At 41.7% G+C, this 16,517-nt stretch carries 31 protein-coding genes; 12 read left to right on the top strand and 19 right to left on the bottom strand.

Features of this window, described 5'->3' with window-relative positions:
- Positions 1-130: 130 nt before the first annotated feature.
- From RMX89_RS33450 to RMX89_RS33425, 6 genes are all read right to left on the bottom strand, one after another.
- The gene (locus tag RMX89_RS33450; protein WP_322691997.1) at positions 131-577 is read right to left on the bottom strand and encodes a hypothetical protein; all 447 of its coding nucleotides are present in this window, start codon (positions 575-577) and stop codon (positions 131-133) included.
- Complete coding sequence (locus RMX89_RS33445) at positions 496-2,037, bottom strand: hypothetical protein (RefSeq protein ID WP_322691996.1); 1,542 nt, start codon at positions 2,035-2,037, stop codon at positions 496-498. Before RMX89_RS33445 ends, RMX89_RS33450 begins: the two co-directional genes overlap by 82 nt.
- Positions 2,038-2,039: 2 nt before the next feature.
- A complete protein-coding gene (locus RMX89_RS33440; RefSeq protein ID WP_322691995.1) occupies positions 2,040-2,330 on the bottom strand; it encodes a hypothetical protein in 291 nt (96 codons plus the stop codon).
- Between the two features lie 3 nt (positions 2,331-2,333).
- Positions 2,334-2,774 carry a hypothetical protein gene (locus RMX89_RS33435; RefSeq protein WP_322691994.1) on the bottom strand — a complete coding sequence of 147 codons (441 nt, stop codon included), beginning with the start codon at positions 2,772-2,774 and terminating at the stop codon, positions 2,334-2,336.
- 91 nt (positions 2,775-2,865) lie between these two features.
- Positions 2,866-3,222, bottom strand: coding sequence for a hypothetical protein (locus tag RMX89_RS33430; RefSeq protein ID WP_322691993.1), 357 nt, complete (start codon positions 3,220-3,222; stop codon positions 2,866-2,868).
- 65 nt (positions 3,223-3,287) lie between these two features.
- Positions 3,288-3,797, bottom strand: coding sequence for a hypothetical protein (locus RMX89_RS33425; protein WP_322691992.1), 510 nt, complete (start codon positions 3,795-3,797; stop codon positions 3,288-3,290).
- A gap of 149 nt (positions 3,798-3,946) precedes the next feature.
- Here RMX89_RS33425 and RMX89_RS33420 point away from each other — a divergent pair, with 149 nt between their 5' ends.
- Together RMX89_RS33420 and RMX89_RS33415 are read left to right on the top strand one after the other, a co-directional pair.
- On the top strand, positions 3,947-4,177 hold the full coding sequence (locus RMX89_RS33420; protein ID WP_322691991.1) for a hypothetical protein: 231 nt from the start codon (positions 3,947-3,949) through the stop codon (positions 4,175-4,177).
- A gap of 75 nt (positions 4,178-4,252) precedes the next feature.
- Positions 4,253-4,699 (top strand): DNA-binding protein, encoded by a 447-nt coding sequence (locus RMX89_RS33415; protein WP_322691990.1) that lies wholly within the window; start codon positions 4,253-4,255, stop codon positions 4,697-4,699.
- Positions 4,700-5,234: 535 nt separating this feature from the next.
- On the opposite strand, the gene RMX89_RS33410 is transcribed toward RMX89_RS33415, so the two are convergent.
- Positions 5,235-5,459, bottom strand: a complete 225-nt coding sequence (locus RMX89_RS33410) for a hypothetical protein (protein ID WP_163938885.1) — start codon at positions 5,457-5,459, stop codon at positions 5,235-5,237.
- 265 nt (positions 5,460-5,724) lie between these two features.
- On the opposite strand from RMX89_RS33410, the gene RMX89_RS33405 reads away from it, so the two are divergent.
- A complete protein-coding gene (locus tag RMX89_RS33405) occupies positions 5,725-6,261 on the top strand; it encodes a hypothetical protein (RefSeq protein ID WP_322691989.1) in 537 nt (178 codons plus the stop codon).
- Between the two features lie 194 nt (positions 6,262-6,455).
- Positions 6,456-7,205 carry an SDR family oxidoreductase gene (locus tag RMX89_RS33400; RefSeq protein ID WP_322691988.1) on the top strand — a complete coding sequence of 250 codons (750 nt, stop codon included), beginning with the start codon at positions 6,456-6,458 and terminating at the stop codon, positions 7,203-7,205.
- A gap of 263 nt (positions 7,206-7,468) precedes the next feature.
- On the opposite strand, the gene RMX89_RS33395 is transcribed toward RMX89_RS33400, so the two are convergent.
- Positions 7,469-7,789, bottom strand: coding sequence for a hypothetical protein (locus tag RMX89_RS33395; RefSeq protein WP_322691987.1), 321 nt, complete (start codon positions 7,787-7,789; stop codon positions 7,469-7,471).
- A gap of 16 nt (positions 7,790-7,805) precedes the next feature.
- Positions 7,806-8,015 carry a hypothetical protein gene (locus RMX89_RS33390; RefSeq protein WP_163939317.1) on the bottom strand — a complete coding sequence of 70 codons (210 nt, stop codon included), beginning with the start codon at positions 8,013-8,015 and terminating at the stop codon, positions 7,806-7,808.
- 38 nt (positions 8,016-8,053) lie between these two features.
- On the opposite strand from RMX89_RS33390, the gene RMX89_RS33385 reads away from it, so the two are divergent.
- Both RMX89_RS33385 and RMX89_RS33380 read left to right on the top strand, forming a co-directional pair.
- Entirely contained in the window at positions 8,054-8,386 is a 333-nt protein-coding gene (locus RMX89_RS33385) for a DUF5674 family protein (RefSeq protein WP_322691986.1), read from the top strand.
- A gap of 5 nt (positions 8,387-8,391) precedes the next feature.
- Positions 8,392-8,748 (top strand): hypothetical protein, encoded by a 357-nt coding sequence (locus RMX89_RS33380; protein ID WP_322691985.1) that lies wholly within the window; start codon positions 8,392-8,394, stop codon positions 8,746-8,748.
- A gap of 11 nt (positions 8,749-8,759) precedes the next feature.
- Here the strand turns inward: RMX89_RS33380 and RMX89_RS33375 are convergent, their stop codons facing one another.
- From RMX89_RS33375 to RMX89_RS33360, 4 genes are all read right to left on the bottom strand, one after another.
- Positions 8,760-9,035: a hypothetical protein gene (locus RMX89_RS33375; RefSeq protein ID WP_322691984.1), complete on the bottom strand. Its 276-nt coding sequence runs from the start codon at positions 9,033-9,035 to the stop codon at positions 8,760-8,762.
- A 40-nt stretch (positions 9,036-9,075) separates the two neighbouring features.
- A complete protein-coding gene (locus RMX89_RS33370) occupies positions 9,076-9,288 on the bottom strand; it encodes a hypothetical protein (protein WP_322691983.1) in 213 nt (70 codons plus the stop codon).
- Between the two features lie 561 nt (positions 9,289-9,849).
- Positions 9,850-10,044, bottom strand: coding sequence for a hypothetical protein (locus RMX89_RS33365; protein ID WP_322691982.1), 195 nt, complete (start codon positions 10,042-10,044; stop codon positions 9,850-9,852).
- A 32-nt stretch (positions 10,045-10,076) separates the two neighbouring features.
- Complete coding sequence (locus tag RMX89_RS33360; RefSeq protein ID WP_322691981.1) at positions 10,077-10,367, bottom strand: hypothetical protein; 291 nt, start codon at positions 10,365-10,367, stop codon at positions 10,077-10,079.
- Between the two features lie 105 nt (positions 10,368-10,472).
- On the opposite strand from RMX89_RS33360, the gene RMX89_RS33355 reads away from it, so the two are divergent.
- Positions 10,473-11,231, top strand: a complete 759-nt coding sequence (locus RMX89_RS33355; protein ID WP_322691980.1) for an Rpn family recombination-promoting nuclease/putative transposase — start codon at positions 10,473-10,475, stop codon at positions 11,229-11,231.
- 51 nt (positions 11,232-11,282) lie between these two features.
- Positions 11,283-11,474 (top strand): hypothetical protein, encoded by a 192-nt coding sequence (locus RMX89_RS33350; protein WP_322691979.1) that lies wholly within the window; start codon positions 11,283-11,285, stop codon positions 11,472-11,474.
- Between the two features lie 65 nt (positions 11,475-11,539).
- On the opposite strand, the gene RMX89_RS33345 is transcribed toward RMX89_RS33350, so the two are convergent.
- The 6 genes from RMX89_RS33345 to RMX89_RS33320 form a co-directional block, all read right to left on the bottom strand.
- Complete coding sequence (locus RMX89_RS33345) at positions 11,540-11,896, bottom strand: hypothetical protein (protein WP_322691978.1); 357 nt, start codon at positions 11,894-11,896, stop codon at positions 11,540-11,542.
- A gap of 11 nt (positions 11,897-11,907) precedes the next feature.
- Positions 11,908-12,177, bottom strand: coding sequence for a hypothetical protein (locus tag RMX89_RS33340; protein WP_322691977.1), 270 nt, complete (start codon positions 12,175-12,177; stop codon positions 11,908-11,910).
- Positions 12,178-12,296: 119 nt separating this feature from the next.
- The gene (locus tag RMX89_RS33335; protein WP_322691976.1) at positions 12,297-13,055 is read right to left on the bottom strand and encodes a hypothetical protein; all 759 of its coding nucleotides are present in this window, start codon (positions 13,053-13,055) and stop codon (positions 12,297-12,299) included.
- 93 nt (positions 13,056-13,148) lie between these two features.
- Positions 13,149-13,472 carry a hypothetical protein gene (locus RMX89_RS33330; RefSeq protein ID WP_322691975.1) on the bottom strand — a complete coding sequence of 108 codons (324 nt, stop codon included), beginning with the start codon at positions 13,470-13,472 and terminating at the stop codon, positions 13,149-13,151.
- A gap of 8 nt (positions 13,473-13,480) precedes the next feature.
- Positions 13,481-13,900, bottom strand: coding sequence for a hypothetical protein (locus RMX89_RS33325; RefSeq protein WP_322691974.1), 420 nt, complete (start codon positions 13,898-13,900; stop codon positions 13,481-13,483).
- Between the two features lie 96 nt (positions 13,901-13,996).
- Positions 13,997-14,563 carry a hypothetical protein gene (locus tag RMX89_RS33320; RefSeq protein WP_322691973.1) on the bottom strand — a complete coding sequence of 189 codons (567 nt, stop codon included), beginning with the start codon at positions 14,561-14,563 and terminating at the stop codon, positions 13,997-13,999.
- Positions 14,564-14,576: 13 nt separating this feature from the next.
- On the opposite strand from RMX89_RS33320, the gene RMX89_RS33315 reads away from it, so the two are divergent.
- The 4 genes from RMX89_RS33315 to RMX89_RS33300 all read left to right on the top strand — a co-directional run bounded on the left by RMX89_RS33315 (position 14,577) and on the right by RMX89_RS33300 (position 16,515).
- Positions 14,577-14,771, top strand: a complete 195-nt coding sequence (locus RMX89_RS33315; RefSeq protein WP_322691972.1) for a hypothetical protein — start codon at positions 14,577-14,579, stop codon at positions 14,769-14,771.
- Between the two features lie 114 nt (positions 14,772-14,885).
- Positions 14,886-15,044 (top strand): hypothetical protein, encoded by a 159-nt coding sequence (locus RMX89_RS33310; RefSeq protein WP_322691971.1) that lies wholly within the window; start codon positions 14,886-14,888, stop codon positions 15,042-15,044.
- A 217-nt stretch (positions 15,045-15,261) separates the two neighbouring features.
- Positions 15,262-15,621 (top strand): helix-turn-helix domain-containing protein, encoded by a 360-nt coding sequence (locus tag RMX89_RS33305; RefSeq protein ID WP_223278596.1) that lies wholly within the window; start codon positions 15,262-15,264, stop codon positions 15,619-15,621.
- Between the two features lie 177 nt (positions 15,622-15,798).
- Complete coding sequence (locus RMX89_RS33300) at positions 15,799-16,515, top strand: hypothetical protein (protein ID WP_322691970.1); 717 nt, start codon at positions 15,799-15,801, stop codon at positions 16,513-16,515.
- The last annotated feature ends 2 nt before the right edge of the window (positions 16,516-16,517 follow it).

The raw sequence follows: 16,517 nt of genomic DNA, 5'->3' as shown, positions 1-16,517 counted from the left end.
CTATCTCAATGGTCAGCTTACTACCTGATATTTTTGCAAAAGTGAGATGCTCCCGGATTCAGTCAGGAGTAATTGTTCTTCAAAACTTAAATTGTCGTATTCGTCGTTATACATGAGAATTCTTCTCCAATTAAATAAAAACTTCATTTTTAGGAAAATTAACGATACCGTTCAACAATTCAAGATGCTTAATTCCTCCATAAATTAGCTGATAGCCCAGCCGTAATCTGATAATAAATTCGTCAGCATTGCGATTACCCCAAACAGGATTACTACGGCTTTTTATCCAGTTGATTGGACTATGACAAATCTCTTGATGACAACGGTAGCACGTAGGAAATGTAGATTGACCAATGATGTCGTTGGCGTAGTAAGCGTGATGGATCTCTTCACTTTTCTTAGTCAGACAGACTACACAATAATTGTGAGTTTTTCGGTGAACGATTGCTACTTGTTTCTTGTACTGTTTTGGATTACCATATCGAGCGTTCCAGTTTAATTCTCTGGGTAGCCGAGATTTTCTAGTAATAGAGTTACCCCCTTTTCGTTTAACTCTTGCCCTGTTAATTCGTGCCACTTCTGTTTAATTTCCTGAAAATGCGGTCTTCTTCCTAATTCTGTTGCCCATTTTCTAATTTCTTGATACCAGTCAACCTGCTGCTGTGAGGATTGCTGATTATTTTTAGAACTATTAACAGTGTCAGCATTCGGTTTGGAATCCTGTTTTTGTTCCAGACCTTTGATATCAAATTCCGGGATTAGGGCAACAAAGGGATTAGACCGAGTGGGAATCACCAGGGCATATCGAACTCCGGCTTTGTCTAATAGTTCGCAAGCCTGTCGCAAGATTTCAAGAATTTCTTTTTTGACATTCAGAAAATCTTGGGGATGATCAAGGATATAACTCGATGTCTGCCCCATCGCAATAAAGCAAACATTTTTCAAGGACGGGCGACTAAATCCGGTTTCCCCAGAGAGTGGGGACTGGCCCATAAATAAACCATGACCCTTTAACCCAGCAGTGAATTTGATGATATAGTTCCAAAAACCCTGCAAATCTTTGGCAGTATCAGCATCAACCATTCCTGGAAGTCCCTTGCCACCACCAAATACAGAGTCCACCTCATCTTGAGCAAGAAATAATTCGGGAACGCCCTGACATTCACCACCAACAATTGATACTCTTGCTTTCTGTTTATCAATTTGGTCTGTGGCAAAGATGACCCAATTTCTTAATTCTTTCATGCCGTCAAACTTACGGCTAAACTTGCACAGCCATCTGGTGACATCATCTTTTGGATCGCTGCCAATCACAATTGCTGGTGTTTGAGATTTTGCAGCAATTTTGTTGATAATCACCCCAGCCAGCGTAGACTTCCCAGATTGTGTGCCACCAGATAGGTAAAAATGGTGATTGCTGCGAAGAGTCATATTTTGATTAGATGCAGCATCACATAGTTCATCAATCCAAGCACCATCAATTCTGATGTACTCAGGATAATTAGCTGCTAAAGCTTGGAGAACTTTCATCGCACCCGGATTAATCACGGACTGCACCGAGTTTTCATCAATGTCAGCAATATCGGGATTGGGAATACCAGTCGGTGAAGGTGATTGTTGTGCTAGTGGTTCTGGAAGTGTAACCAACCCTTGCAACTGATATTCTGCTATCCACCGGGGGCGCTCTTGCATTGGTAGCCGATTTACGTAATCAGCAACTCGGCGTTTGGCTGCGATCGCAGTCGTAACATAATCATAAACAGCCTCACCTTGTAAATGCTGTTTAAGTGCTTTGAGGTCAGCTTCTAGCAAAGACTGGTAAACTTTTTCCTTACTTTCGCTGATTTGAGCGGATACCCCAAACAACCCAGCACTGATCGTCCCAGCGCCAAGTAAGATTCCGGTTGTTATTCGATCTGTATTTAAGAAAAAAGGAGCAGACAGACATAACACTGCACTCGCTCCTAAAGAACATAAAATAGTCCGTTCTGCATGAATGGCACTACTGGCAGTTAGTCGTTCCAGTTCAAATGTCATTGCTATCGCACCCCCAACGCAACACCAGCACAAACTAAAGTCAGAAAAACAAACAGGAATATCACCCCAGGCATTAACCCAATGGTGAAAGTCTTGCGGTTGAAACCAAAACCTTTAATAACTAAACCGCCAAAGTTGAATAACCCCAGAACTATGCAGCAGATGGAGATTATGCCAATAAACCAAAGAATGTATCGACTAACGGGGCTGGCAACGGATAAATAACCCATAAACATAGAAAAGCCAACCCCAGACACTGCATATCCTACATGAGAGAGCTTAATACTTTGCATAACCTAAAATCTGAATGAATCTCCCACTTCATCAAATGCTTTCTCGTATCCCCCCAACTGACGTTGTTGTTCCTGTGAACCAAAGGCATGACGGATCACTGCCTCCCCATGTAATCCCCTGGTTCGTTGCAAATCCTCCTCAACCTTCATGGCTTCACTCGAATATGCCAATTGGTTTTTATACATCTCTGCCAAAGATTGCAACTGTTTGAGCTTGTGCCGGGAGAACTTTGTATGTAGCCACTTCTGTGCTTTCAAATTGCCAGCCACTTCTGCCTCATCAAGAACCTGTTGTGCTGTAGTGTAAGCTGGCAATGTGTAGCGTTCGCTGATTGATGAAGGGAGATTTCCTTCAACTTGGGTAGCATCCCCAACTCTTAAATCAGTTGATACTACTCCATTACCTTTACCGCCAAATAAACCAGGAAGCCATTTTCCTAACATTCTTTTCTCCTTAAAGAATTCAGAAGCCAGAAGTCAGGAGCCAGAATAAAGAATTGTAGTACTGAATGAATAGGCTATAAAACATTAAATTCTACCTATTCAGTTCTCCTGAATTCTGACTCCTGACTCCTGACTCCTGTGTATAACTCTCTTGCACTTGTTGAACTTGTGACCCGATGTACCGGGTTATGCCATATATCCCCATGAATGAAAACATCAGAATGGTTATTGCTGCGATCGCAGTTTGAGCCATCATCCCTCGTTGCATCAATTCCTCAATCTGTCTATTGGAATGCGATCGCACTCTCGACTCATCAATAAGTTGCTGGACGACTAGGAATTCTTCTGGAGAGAGGTTTTCTAGTGTCAGCCCCGACAGATTCAACTCCCCGTCCTTCTTCAGGTGAATATTTAATGCTTTGCGATGGGTTTGGTCTTGTTGCTCCATATATTGCCACGCCTAAGACGAGGGTCAATAGCAGCAGATTCAGTACCGCTGCTACCAAGATCCATTTATTCGGTCGCATCTGTGAAGTGAGCGCCGAAAATACCCGCAACGAGTTCGTCACCGATTGCACGAAAGGAATCTACATCAGCTTCTTCCTCCATCGCTTTAGAGACAAACTTACTCACCACATCCTTGGGAGCATTGCGAATTGTCGATAACAACTGGTCAGCTTTATCAGTTGTGTAAGCGTCAATCCCGACGTTAAGGACATCTTCTAACGATTGAATTTCTTGGTTTGAAACCTGAGATGCATGAGCGATCGCTCCTTGCAATGGAGGAGTGGATTTACGGCGGGGGGAATTTTTACCGAGTTTACCATTGCCATTTTTGGACTTGCCATTAGCAGTGGTCAGGGCAGTTGATTTCTTGGCTTGTACAACTTGAATTGCCACTTCTTGAGCTTCGGCATCATTCAAATTATCAACATCCATGCCAATAGCTTGGGCAACAGATAAAATCTCCTCCTCATCAAACTCAATCCCTTGCAAAGTGAGTATTTGTTTGATTTTTTCCATATTATTTTGTTTCTTATATGGTACTACACCACTAATATAGTCTATATTGGCTTCATATCACATAAGAACCTAAAAATATTTATTTGTAGGGTTCTTGTCCCATAACCAATCTCATTTGATAATCTGGGTGATTAAATATGGATGCAACAATGCCTAGAACAAAAGCACAGGGAATGACCAGGATTGAACTTTACGTGCCAACAGCACTATTTGAAGAAGCGGAGGAACTGGCCGACTTTGAGGGTTGGAAATTATCAGAACTGCACCGTGTATTTTGGGAAAACGGTTTTGGCATTTATGTCGAGCGCAGTAACAAGAGAATGATTAACAAACGTCTTCGTTCCAAGGCGGTGAATGAGTCTGAGGCTGTAGAAGACTAATAAAGACGGAGCGCCCAGGGAAAACCTGGGCATTAGAATATTGGAGGTTAAATAATCGGCAATATGTATCAAGATATGTATAGTCTTGCTTGGGTAAAAACAGCTTGCGAACACGTCTTAGGTAAAAGTATTAGTATTAGAGCTTGGCGAAAATGGTTAAGGATATGTGGTGTACAGCAGTACGCCCGACAAGTGAGATTGAAAGAATGCTGCTATTTGTTAGGGCTTGCATATCTCAAAAGTCAAAATCTCTTCAAAAAGTATTCTTTGTCAGACGTTTCATTGTTACTCAAAAAGGATCAACAGAGGTTTGCCCAATTCGGTATCGACTTAGAAGAACCAGATTTCCCGCTATCTGGGCGAGAACTTCCGAATTTTATCTACGACAGAACAAAGCGTAAAATTACCTTGCGAACTGTGTATCGTTGGGCTGAAAAACATAGTATTCCCTTCTCTGTATCAAGAATTATTCCCCCACAAGAACTAATTAAATGGCTGGAATTAGGAAATGCTGCTTCTTGAAAATGAAGTCAGAATTCAGAACCAGGAATTAGGACACTCTCTACCAAACTCTAAAAAGCACCGCTTTTTTGGTCAGAATACCTTTCTTGCTTCCTGACTCCTGACTCCTGAATTCTAATTTCTAGCCGCTCTTTTTTTTGCACTGCTCTGTCGCAAAGCGGTACAGAATTCCGGCAGGTATGCCGTGACATTCAAAACCCCTGCTGTGTATAGATGTCACAAAAAGCGGCACGATGTTAGCAACGCCCAGAACCCTTGTGTTTCCGTTAATGTCACAAAAAGCGGCACAGTTGCTCTGTGACATAAGCGTGCAGAGACAGTACTCAAAGCCATACAGAATGGGTGTCACGCGAAAAGCGGCCCACTTGACGAAAAAAAAGGGATGAAAAAAAGCCCCGTTTTTGGGGCTTTTTTATAAAGTGCGATCGACAGCCTCTGATGCTCACAGAACGCCTGCTTTTAAGTCTGGGATTTTCTACACCCTATCCCTTACAAGCTTTTCATGACTGATGCTGAATTTTCTTTCCTAAACTTTCTATTTTTTACTTTGCAAGTTTTTCTTTTTCTTTTGTTTAGGGCACTCGATATCGACCATCAACCCATGCTCAAATACAACAGTGTGTTTTGGGTCTGCTCCATCAGAAAGGAGAATTTTTTTCTGTTTACTCATCAACTTCATTTCCTTAATTGTGTTCTCGAAAAAATGAAGTTGATAGCCACAATCACATTCAAATGATGAAGGGAATATTTCTTTGGGCATAAACTAATCGAAAAAATTATATTTCCTTGGCATTTTTTTTCATAATCCCATTGCCCAGATGAAAAAGTGTAATCTTTTGTATAAGTTATTGAAACACAGGAAAGCCAGTGGCATGGTTAATCTGTGAACCTGGTGACACTGGACAGCACTCAAGCGGTTGAGAATTTTAACAGCAGCCGTTGGTGCGCCAGATGCCATGTACACCTGTGGAGAACTTTGAGTATGGAGTTCGTCGTTCTTCTGAATAGGTAGCGAGGTGAAGTTAATGAGTCAGGAAGAACCTAATTACAGTAAAAGCGTCTTTAATCAAGAAAATGCAGTAAATCCAATAGGTTTATTATTTGATGAAGAATACTTAAGAAAAGCTGTTGAAGCTGAGGATAAAGTTGGTGGCAACATTGGGGCTGGATTAGATTGGGGGTCAGAATTTGGCTCCTTAATGAGCAATTTAGAACTTTTGGGACGCATCACAACGTTGCGTATTTATCTAAATAAAGAAGTGCGGTTGCTACTGAATAATTGGAATTTAGGTACAGCTACAAAAATTGCTGTAAAAACTGCAAGAGAAAGAATACTTGAAAAGTTTAAACTGCCGACACCAGAGGTAAGAAAATACATACTTGCTACTCTGGAAAATGATCAGCTTTATGGTGAAGAATTCATTTCTAATCGAGAGATACTGCGTGAACTGCTTGGGGTGTTGTTAAAACAAGAAGATTGGGAAACCATTGCAGCAGTTGCAGCAGATTCGTTAAAGAAAGAAATTATACATCAAGCTGTTAATGAAAAGATTTCAGCATAGTCAAGCTCATCGCAATAATTCTATTTGAATTATTTTTTTGTTTTGCCAACAAGTGTGTGCTGTTTAACCTAGCCTTTCTTCTAGGTTCTCAACGTTTAAACTTTGTGAGAGGATTAACTCAGTATTTAAACTCAGCTTAAACATCTTGTTCTGAAATGTGATCTAAATTCATCACCACACGGGAGTGCTTAATCATGGCGCAGGACGAACTAAAGAACAAAGTAGCTTTGATTACTGGTGCAAATAAAGGTCTGGGGCTGGAAATGAGTCGCCAACTCGGACAACATGGATTGACAATTCTGATAGCAGCTCGTAGTTTAGATGCAGCTAAAACAGCAGTGAATAACTTGGAGAACGAAGGAATAATAGCTCACCCAATTGCCCTGGATGTCACTGATAGTACTCAAATTGAATCTGCTGTTCAACAAATTACTAACTCTTTTGGTCAACTTGATGTCTTGATCAATAACGCGGGTGTGTTTTTAGATGGTGATTGGTTAACCAGTAATGCTAGTTCTATTTCTGTAGACATTATTCGACAGACATTTAACACAAACTTTTTTGGCTTAGTAGAATTAACTCAACGAGCATTGCCCTTAATATTGAATAGCCCTAGCGGTCGAATTGTAAATATGTCGAGTATTGAAGCCTCATTAACACTTCATGCTGACCCCAATTCATTCATTTATGATTCCAAACCATTTGCTTACAATGCTTCTAAGGCAGCAGTGAACTCATTTACCATTCATTTAGCTCATGAGTTACGCAATACTCCGGTGAAAATTAATAGCGCTCATCCGGGTTGGGTAAAAACGGAATTAGGTGGTGAAGGTGCGATGATGGACATCACATCAGGTGCGAAAACTGGTGTTGAATTAGCGATATTGCCAAATGATGGGCCCAGTGGTGGGTTTTTCCATCTTGGTGAACCAGTCGCTTGGTAACTTATACCATGATTTGAAGCAGTGCCATGAGTTATTAGTCATTACGCAAATTTCTCACGACTTTCATACACTCGATACTATTGACCAAGACGGTAAATGGCGATTTATCCCATTCCTTCAATGTATGGGATAAATCGCCGTCTTTTGTAAAAAGTTGAGCATTATTCTTCTAACTCGGACTTTTCCATTTCTGGTGAAAAGTTGGCTCTACACTGCTCAAGTCATCTATGATTAGAGGCACTTCTCAGTATGTGGACATCGACTTAAGCATTGGATATTGTCTCCAACTGTTGCTTGAGAATTACAATTTCGATTTGATACGCTTCAATTTCAGTTTGAAGTTCGACACGTAATTCCAGTGGTGTAAGTGGCTGAATCTTCTGCTCTTCAAGATGTGACACTTCGGAAAAATCGTTTTTATCTAGGACAGCATAACGCCAAGATTCGTTACATAAGCCAGTCAGTAGATTATTGGGTGGATAATACTGAATCCCAACAATCACTCCCTGCTTAGTTCTTTGCCCTAACGAGTATTTTGGTGATGTCCAATGATTCGGGATAGTGACAACTTTTGAAGTTTCCATGCAATTTCTCCTATTTTTATTTTGACTGTGTTTGTACTACTCGTTGCTGCCTTTTCTCCACCAAAATCTGACCGATAGCTCCCCCAGTACCCAGCCCTAACATTCCTGTAGCAATCATGTACATTGCATTCTTGCCAAAAAATTGCACTCCTAAATATCCCACAGATATAGCCGTTAATATGCCAGCGAGACTTACAGCAATTACTTGTGCTTGATTCCGTTCCATAATTAGAATGCCTTTCCCTGATAGAGGTTATGATTTGAATGATTTTCCTATTACGTAATCGCGCCACTGCTCAACAAATAGAACAAATGCTTACTAAACACAAGTTCTACATCAAAACCGCAGTCGATATCGAGCGTCGGGTGCTGGTTGGTGGTGGCGATCTGCACGCTGATTGCGAAAAAGAGCTATTGAAAGACGGTAGTAGACAACAAGATATTTGGGCTGCCAGTTTTATGCCTTTGACTGGGAAAATAATTTTTGAATCAATGGTTAATCTTCGTCCCCGGCAAAATCGGTCAATGGAGATTTTAGACCCTAATATTAGAGAAAGGGTTGCTCAACTTCTTATCGAGTTCCTGGGAAACTTATGATCCAAATGACACCAGAGCAGAAAAATTTTACACAAGATGATGTGACTACTCGGTTGCATCACTTGGCAAATCATCTATCGCAAATTCAGTCTATGTGGGTTGGAGACTCATCAAGGGATTTGATGCTGCCTTTGGTAAAAGAAAGTCGGTACTTTATTGAGTGGACTGTACCCGACATGGTAAAAGCAGACGACATTGACCGAGCCTGCGAGTTAGTTGACTTAGTTCGTTTGCTGACTAATTGGCTGTTTGATTGGGAGAACATTTGGTCGGATGCCGAACAAAAGCAATCTGCTTCTCTTGAAACTTCATATTGGTTACGTCGAGTTTTGGAAATATCACGTACAGAACCGAATCAATGAGTGCTTGACCTCTATGAATTCTTTCTCTGTTTGACTAGCACCGAACGCAGATACTGCCGACAAGCTGCTTCTCCCCGATAAATCAGAATCCGCAGCGCCTGTACTTCTTGTATCGGAGAAACACAGATTTCAGCGATCGCACCAATCAAATTCTGTTGCTGATGCACATAATCTTGATGCTGCTGCTCTAGCACAGCAATCTTGGAGTTTAGCTGTTGTATCTGCCGCAATGCTTGAGTTAAGGACGATTCTTTGTTTTGAGAGCGATTGTCTAGGGTTAACGTCATTTTCTTACTCCTCTAAATTGAGAATTGAGATTTTTCCTGTTTACTGTTGAGTGGCTTGTTCAACCTGCTCAATTGCGTCTACTATTTCTCCCAAAATATTAAACGCATCATTTAAAACCACATCGTTTGATGTAGAAAAATGCTCTGACGATTGAAGCCTGCGATAATCCTTACTACTCCCCACAAGCCGCAACGTATATTGACATCCTTGTAAAATAATCCGAATCTCTGCTGTGGTTAATTTGATTTCCATTCTTGTTTCCCTCCCTAAAATTTATCCCGTTGAATACTGAAACTCGCTCCAATCAAAGCACTACCCAAAAAGCCTGAAAAACTAACTAACATCATCCCCAAGCAGATCTTTTTATGTTGCTGCCAACCAGAGATCATTATGTTGGGATTATTAGTCTCGATAATCTCCATTCCCCAGCAGCCCATCGCCCCTACTCCTGCAAATCCAGTGAAAAGTAGGGATACAATTGCAGTTGTTTCTATGGTGTAATCAAGAAAAATCCTGGGATTGAATCTTTTTCGAGTCCGACGAAGAACTAATTTATTACGAGTGTTTTAAGGCAAGGATGATTGATAAGTCGCTTTCTGTGTTTTCATTTGGCATCCTCCAATTCAACAAAAAATCCCGCGCCAGTATTCTTAATCTTTACCAACTTTTGATTGACCAATGTTTGAATCACCCCCAGACTGAAGTTGATACTGCACAATCGTGCGCTACCTCCACAGCGCCGGAGGTACTGTAGGCACAGTGAGGACTGATCAGTAGGGATGGGGTAAGTGGATTTTCTCGGCATAATCTCGACTATGACTCTATGATTTGTAAATGATGTGGATTGAAAAAAATTCCTTGACCTGTTGGCATATCTGGGAAATGAACGCAAACCATGCCGTGTCCTGAATACTGAATTACTGTACCTGTTTGCCCTAACCTTGGGTCTTTTTCTGTCAGTGCTTTAATGACTTTGACAACTGAATTAATTGGTGGAAGGTTAGCCATTTTTAATCCTTGGCTGAATAGCCGATTATTGATTAGTAATTCGAGTTTTGTCCGATACCATATTGCCATTTTAGAAAGCTGACTGGAGTACAAATTTCTTGCCAATCACAAGCTCCTCTTGGTGCATTCCAGTCTTGTCGGTATTCCTCTTCAAAATACCCTAGTCCCCAATGCCAGTCGTCATATTCCGGCTCCGACTCCCATCCAAACCAAAGAGCAACATTCACCTTAATCAGATACAAAAACTTAATCGTCCATCCGCCATCGTCATCAGAAATAAAATCGTAATATTCTCTTAAAAAGCGTTCATTTGTTAATGTCATTAAATCCATTCTTGACCAAAGATTCATCTGCTTAGTACCTTCTTATTGTGTTGCTAACTAAAATTTAATTACTGTAATTAACTAAGATGATGGTAAAATTTCTTCATGTTTGATAACACTTGCAAATTTATCGCTGAGATGTATTCTCCCGATTTTGCCACTTGGCTATTAGGAGAACCGATTACTTTAACCAAATTAAGTCCTACAGAATTGTCTTTAGAACCGATTCGTGCTGATGCCTTAATATTGTTGCAATCAGACGAAGTTGTTCTCCATATTAAATTTCAGACCAAACCTGATGACGATATGCCGTTTAGAATGGCTGATTATCGTTTAAGGGTGTATCGCCGGTTTCCCAAGAAGCGAATGCACCAAGTCGTAATTTACTTAGATAAAACTGAATCGGAGAAGGTGTATCAAACTACTTTTATTGCTGGAAGTTTACAACATGAATTTTCAGTGATTCGTTTGTGGGAGCAACCGCCAGAGGTCTTTTTGGCAGCACCAGGATTACTGCCGTTTGCGGTTTTGAGTGCTACTGAGAACAAAGTTGCTACATTACAACAGTCATCTGCGGCTGTTGACAAAATTGCTGACAGGCGGAAACAAAGTAATATTGCTGCTGCCTCTGCAATTCTGGCTGGGTTAGTATTAGAACAAGAAGTGATTAGACGTTTATTTAGGAAGGACATAATGCGCGAGTCAGTTATTTATCAGTCAATAAGAACTGAAGGAATTGAGGAAGGAGTTCGCCAAGTTGCAGTTAACCTTCTTAAAGAGAAGATGCCTATTGAAATGGTAGTAAAAGTTACTGAGTTAACAATCGAACAAGTACAAAGCTTGCTCATCAAAGACGTTGAGTAGCTCAAACAAGCAATAGACTGGTTGTTAAAGTCGGTTTCCCAAAGGTATACCATGCGTGAATCAGTTATTTATCAGTCAATCAAGGCTGAAGGACGGGAAGAAGGGAGCGATAAAAAAGCTCGTAAAATTGCTATCAATTTATTAGCTGAGGGCATCAGCGTTGATGTTATAGCTCGGTCTACTGGCTTATCAATAGAAGTAGTGCAACAATTACACCAGGGAGAATCCGAGAACCAAGAGTAATTTTGCTACTATCTCTATACTGAATCGGCTCAACAAGGGCTGTATTTTAAGTCCCATTTTTTACCTTACTCAGTCACAGTCCGGGTTGTTGACAACAATGCCCGTGTTTGTTGTAGCTGCTTGTATTCATCCCAATTTCTGGGGTTGTGAGGTGATGACGTTGATTCTTCAAACTCCCAGTTTTGAGAAGTGATATCAAATAACTCAATTGCAGCATCAAACCCACACTGTAAAAATCTGCTGTATGATTCTTCTGAGCAAAGAATTGATTCGACAATTGCAGTCAAGAGTTTGAGGTTTGTTTCAGTAGCAGCACCTTCTTTGTGAAGCCATTCAATTGTTTCCAGCAGGTGTTTTTTAGCAGAAGCCGTAGTAGATTCTGGTAATGCGGCAATGGGAATAAAACCTGTTAGTTGTTTCATGTTTGATTTGCTCAAAAATTATCTATTTCTCCAATACCTTCATCAGTTGCTACTTTCCGTTGAGATTTGGCTTTGGTAATCTGGAATTCGTTCGCTTTAATTACTGGCATTGCAGCCTCTTTGACTGCTGTTTTTGCTTGATGGTAAAGGAATTGAACTACACCGTCTGCATCTTCTTCGTCTTCGACTTGCGCCCATAAAGAACAACCTAATTCGATTGATTCGTAGTTCCCTAAATTGAATTTTCTTGAATAACTAACTGAGACAGTACCGATTTTCATTGACTTGTTTTTGCTGCTAATTTATTTAGTGGCGACTCATACCAATTCGCAATTCGCAATTCGCAATTAAGAAATTTAGTGAATTGGTTTCAAAGGTGAATCGCCTTTTTCGTGTTTAATTACCGCTTTTTACCTTGTGGCATTGCTGTCTGATTCTGCGCTTGCAATGATGCCCTAGCTTCTGCTTCAGAGACAGGTGGTAGTATTGGTGCAGTGACAGCATTACTAGCCCAACGCTCGTAAGTTTCATTCGTTACCCAATGCAATATTGCGCCAGATTCCGCACCAGAGCGAATCATCTCTGCTGCAACGAGGGCATCTTTCTCAAAGTCAGATTGTGGGTTACGGTACGACCATTGGATGAACCAGTACGTTCCTAGCGCTCCTTCTACCTTTTGGAACTCCGCACAGAAAATGTAGTTTTTGAGGACAGATGCGATCGCCTGATAACAAAACTCTTTGGGATCTCCCGGCATTCCCTCTTCACACCACTGCTGAAAAGCGCGATGGGCGAAGTGGTTGTACAATCCAGCAAAATTGTCTTTACTGCGGCGGTGGATTAGGAAAGAAAGCAGCATGGAGGCTGGCCCTTTAAACTGGTCTTTGAGTCCGCCAGCAACAGGAATCACCCAAAGTTCGGTAAATGGCTCGTTGGTAAAGTTCTCGTTGATGGTCAATGCACGGTCAGGACGAGAGATTGCGATTGCAAAATCAGCCTTATTACCTTTGAGATATCCTCCTGCTTGTGCTTCTAGAATCGTCAGCTTTGGAGGACAATCGAGAAGGAATTGCCCGTACTCTTTAGCGCAATTCGCTTGTAATTTTGGTTGGCTGGGTGGAATGAGAAAAACGCTGTTGTTGATAATGATTGTTTCCATAATTGCGTTGTTGTTGCTAAAAATTGCGTTGATACTGGATAGTGTTCGACTTAGCTATTTATGACAGTGCAGGAATTGCTTTTAACTAATAAGTCAGCAGTTCAGCAATTTTGAATTGATAATGCGTGAATTTTGAACTGTTTTGACTTCAACGATTTCTTCGACACACCCCATCGCCTCAGCCAAATAGTGCAGTACATCGCCCAAGTGAGTTGCTGCCTCTGGGTCAATCCTTTTATCAGCAATCAACAAGAGCCAGTTTTTATCTTGAGCAATTGCCTGAATCTTCAGGTAGCACGAGTTGAATTCTTGTAGAATTTCTATCGGTTCCATTGGTTTATCCGATGAGTTGTGGTGTTCTATTTCGATAAAATTTGAGTTTGCTCCTTGCCACACAGGTGGGTTTGTCCTGCCCACCCGTTTCCTTACGCTGCAACCAAATCTTTCGCTTGTGGCACGTATTTCTTTAACCGCTCCCACTCGTCACTCGTCAGTGCATCGAATTCTTTATCAAGTAATTCTTCTTCCGTGGGTGGTTGTTCCGTAGGCGTTGCTGATATTCTCGCCACCTTCAAAAATTTATCCAACCCGACTGCTGCATCAACTGGCTCGGCATATCGAAGAGAATCGACTCCGTTAGACCAGTGGGTAATGTGCTGAAATATCACCCCAATCATCGAATCAGCTTTGTACACTCGATGATTTCTAGGGCAAGCTCCGTCAACGTAAACCAATTTGTAGTGGAGGATTTCAAGCACCTCTGCATTAAAGTCTGTTGGAGGGAGGAGAATTTTCTGTAGAGGATTATCCAACTGGTCTTCTTGAAGAGAAAATGGGCTAATCATATTTTGCCTATGCCATGATTTGAATTGTTGTAAATTTCGTTTAAGTGGCGGCGTTGCATAACTCTATGACTGCAATCGCCTTTCTCCTTCAGCAACTTACGCCGCTACTGCCGTTCGGACTCTCAGCAACGCAATCACATCTTTTGCACTGCCAGCAACCCGATTCACCCCGTACTGTCTTGGTCTTACGTACCAGCCTTCTTGATTGCACCCGACGAAGCCGACCAAATGCCCGTCTCGGTAGAGTTTGGTGCTGAACGATAGCCAGTCAATCTCACCGTGGTACAGACCAAAAGCAGTGCAAGCTGTTTCTAATTCATCGCTTAATCGCTCGTTGCGTTCCAGAGGTGTTTCTGGTAACGTTGCCTTAACTTCTGCAACTCTTTTAGCAAACCAGTTTCTGTCAAAGGGTAGCCGTCCGCCATCGAAAAACTGCACCCATACTGTGATTCCGCCTTCGATCCAGATAGTACGGACGGATTCGGGTTGGACTTTGATAATCTCGCCAATGATGCGACGGTCACGAGATGTCAGGGGGTCTTGGGTTGGGGCTACAGCTTCGGCTTGGGATTCGAGGTGGCTGTATAGTTCTGCTTGGGCTAGTGCTTGCTCATCAACAGAAAAACTAGGAATTGCTTGCTGTGTATGTGTTTCGTAAGTCATAATATTGATCTCCGTGATAGGGGAAAAGGCGATCGCAGAAGTTGTCCAGACCGAGCGATCGCCTTTGTCATGTGTGCAAACAACGTTGTGGTTTAGCACAACGCTCTCAAAAAGATTTGGCGTAGCCATCAACAGTTATCAGTTATCAGTTCATATTGATTTTTATCCGATTCGTCAGAGTCCCCCACTTCTAAAAAGTGGTAGGTAACAGTTAGAGTCAAATCTCAGAGAGAGTTAGTCTGATAACTGAAAACTATTCACTGATTTAAAGCCAGTAGCACTTGAGTGATACCAAAACAGGAGATACAGCGTATCAGGCGACGTGTACGACTTCAAACGCTTCAACTGTCATCCTGCTGGTAATTTCTTATTTAGTGCAAATCCATTTCCCATCTGTGTACCCATCGCCTTCTCTGGTTGCACCAGTGCCTCGGTTACTCATCAAGCGGTGACTTTGGATTGTGCTGTCAAAGTTCTGTAGTTTTTAGTGCTTCTTTATTTATTGAAGAGGCATAACACTTTTTCCTCCTTGTTAATTACAAGTCTAACTTGGAATACAGCCTAATGTCAAGAGGTAAACCTGTATTTTTATAAGTTTAATTTGTAAATATATTGATTATTTTTGTATATTTCAAAGTCTGAATGCTAACATTTGTACTAGTGTTAGGTAGCGGAGTACATTTAAGGTGTTGATTTTTGTGAATCAGACTTTGATTAAGTGGAAACTAAAAGAGGTAATGGCAAGATATGACATCAAGGCGGGTGATCTTGCCAATGAGTTAAATCTCAGTGCTAATTCAGTATCAAATTTACGGAAAGCCAAAACAATGCCACGCTTGGATGGTCATTCCCTAAATAATCTCTGTAACGCACTAAATCGTCTAGCGCACGATTTAGATAGGCAGATTACGCCGTTCGATTTAATTGATTACACCCAAGATTCAGATACTTCTGCCTCTTCTGAAAACCCTAACAGCAGTAAGAGTAGCGCACTAAGTCAAGGCCGAAAGTCTTCAGCAATTGATGCTGAAAATCAAGCCTGTTTAACGGCTGCATAGCAAAAGCGATCGCCGCCCGTCACAGCAATGCGATCGCCTGCTCAATCCGTTTACCACAAAGTGAGCTAACTATAATGCTGCCACATTTTTGGAAAATCCATCTGACAGCTACCTGGTTCACTTTGGTTAAACTGCAACACCCCAATTTTCAAGCATTTACCATAGTGGGCAAGAGATATGCTGACACTAGAAAAAGAAAAAACCTCAGCACTCGATTACAGCAACCTCAACACCAGCATCCAGGAAACCTTCACCGCCATCAACAGGTTCGAGTGGCAAGCGGTAGATGAAATCCTCCAGATGCGCGAACAGCAGCTTTACCTGCAAGCTGGCTATAAAAACTTTGAAGAATACTGCCAGCGTGAATTATACGCCTGGGGTGGATACAGACGAATCAACCAACTGCTAGGAGCCAAAAAGGTCATAGACGCAGTTGGCGAGTTGGGCGGACACATCAAAAATGAGCGTCAAGCCCGTCCACTACTACGGTTAGTTAAGGAACCAGAGAAACTAAAACAAGCTGTAGCGATCGCTCTGAAAGATAACCTGTCCCCTGGTGAATCAGACTTTGCTGCTGCTGCCCAAAAAGTGGTTCCTCAACTTCCACGCAAAAAACATATTGTTCAGGAACCAATGGTTCCCAAAATTGAAGAACCAGTGGTTCCTCAAAAAGCCAAAGTCACAGTTTCACAACAGTCACACCCAAGGTATGGAGAAGAGGGAACCATTGAGGCAGACGCACCAAATCGTTGGCAACAGATTGTTACCTTTGCTGATGGTGAGAGGCTGCTTATCAACAATACTGATTTGGATGCCCCCAGCGTTCCCTTTCCCAGAGAACGGGGTAGAGCTGGCGAAGCTGTCATCATGTGCAAACTAAACGGTTTAGTTTAAAA

It is taken from the genome of Nostoc sp. DedSLP04 (assembly GCF_034530775.1).
In the GTDB taxonomy this organism is placed as follows: domain Bacteria; phylum Cyanobacteriota; class Cyanobacteriia; order Cyanobacteriales; family Nostocaceae; genus Nostoc.
Note: the sequence above shows the minus strand (reverse complement) of the source record. Positions and strands in the feature narration are given on the sequence as shown.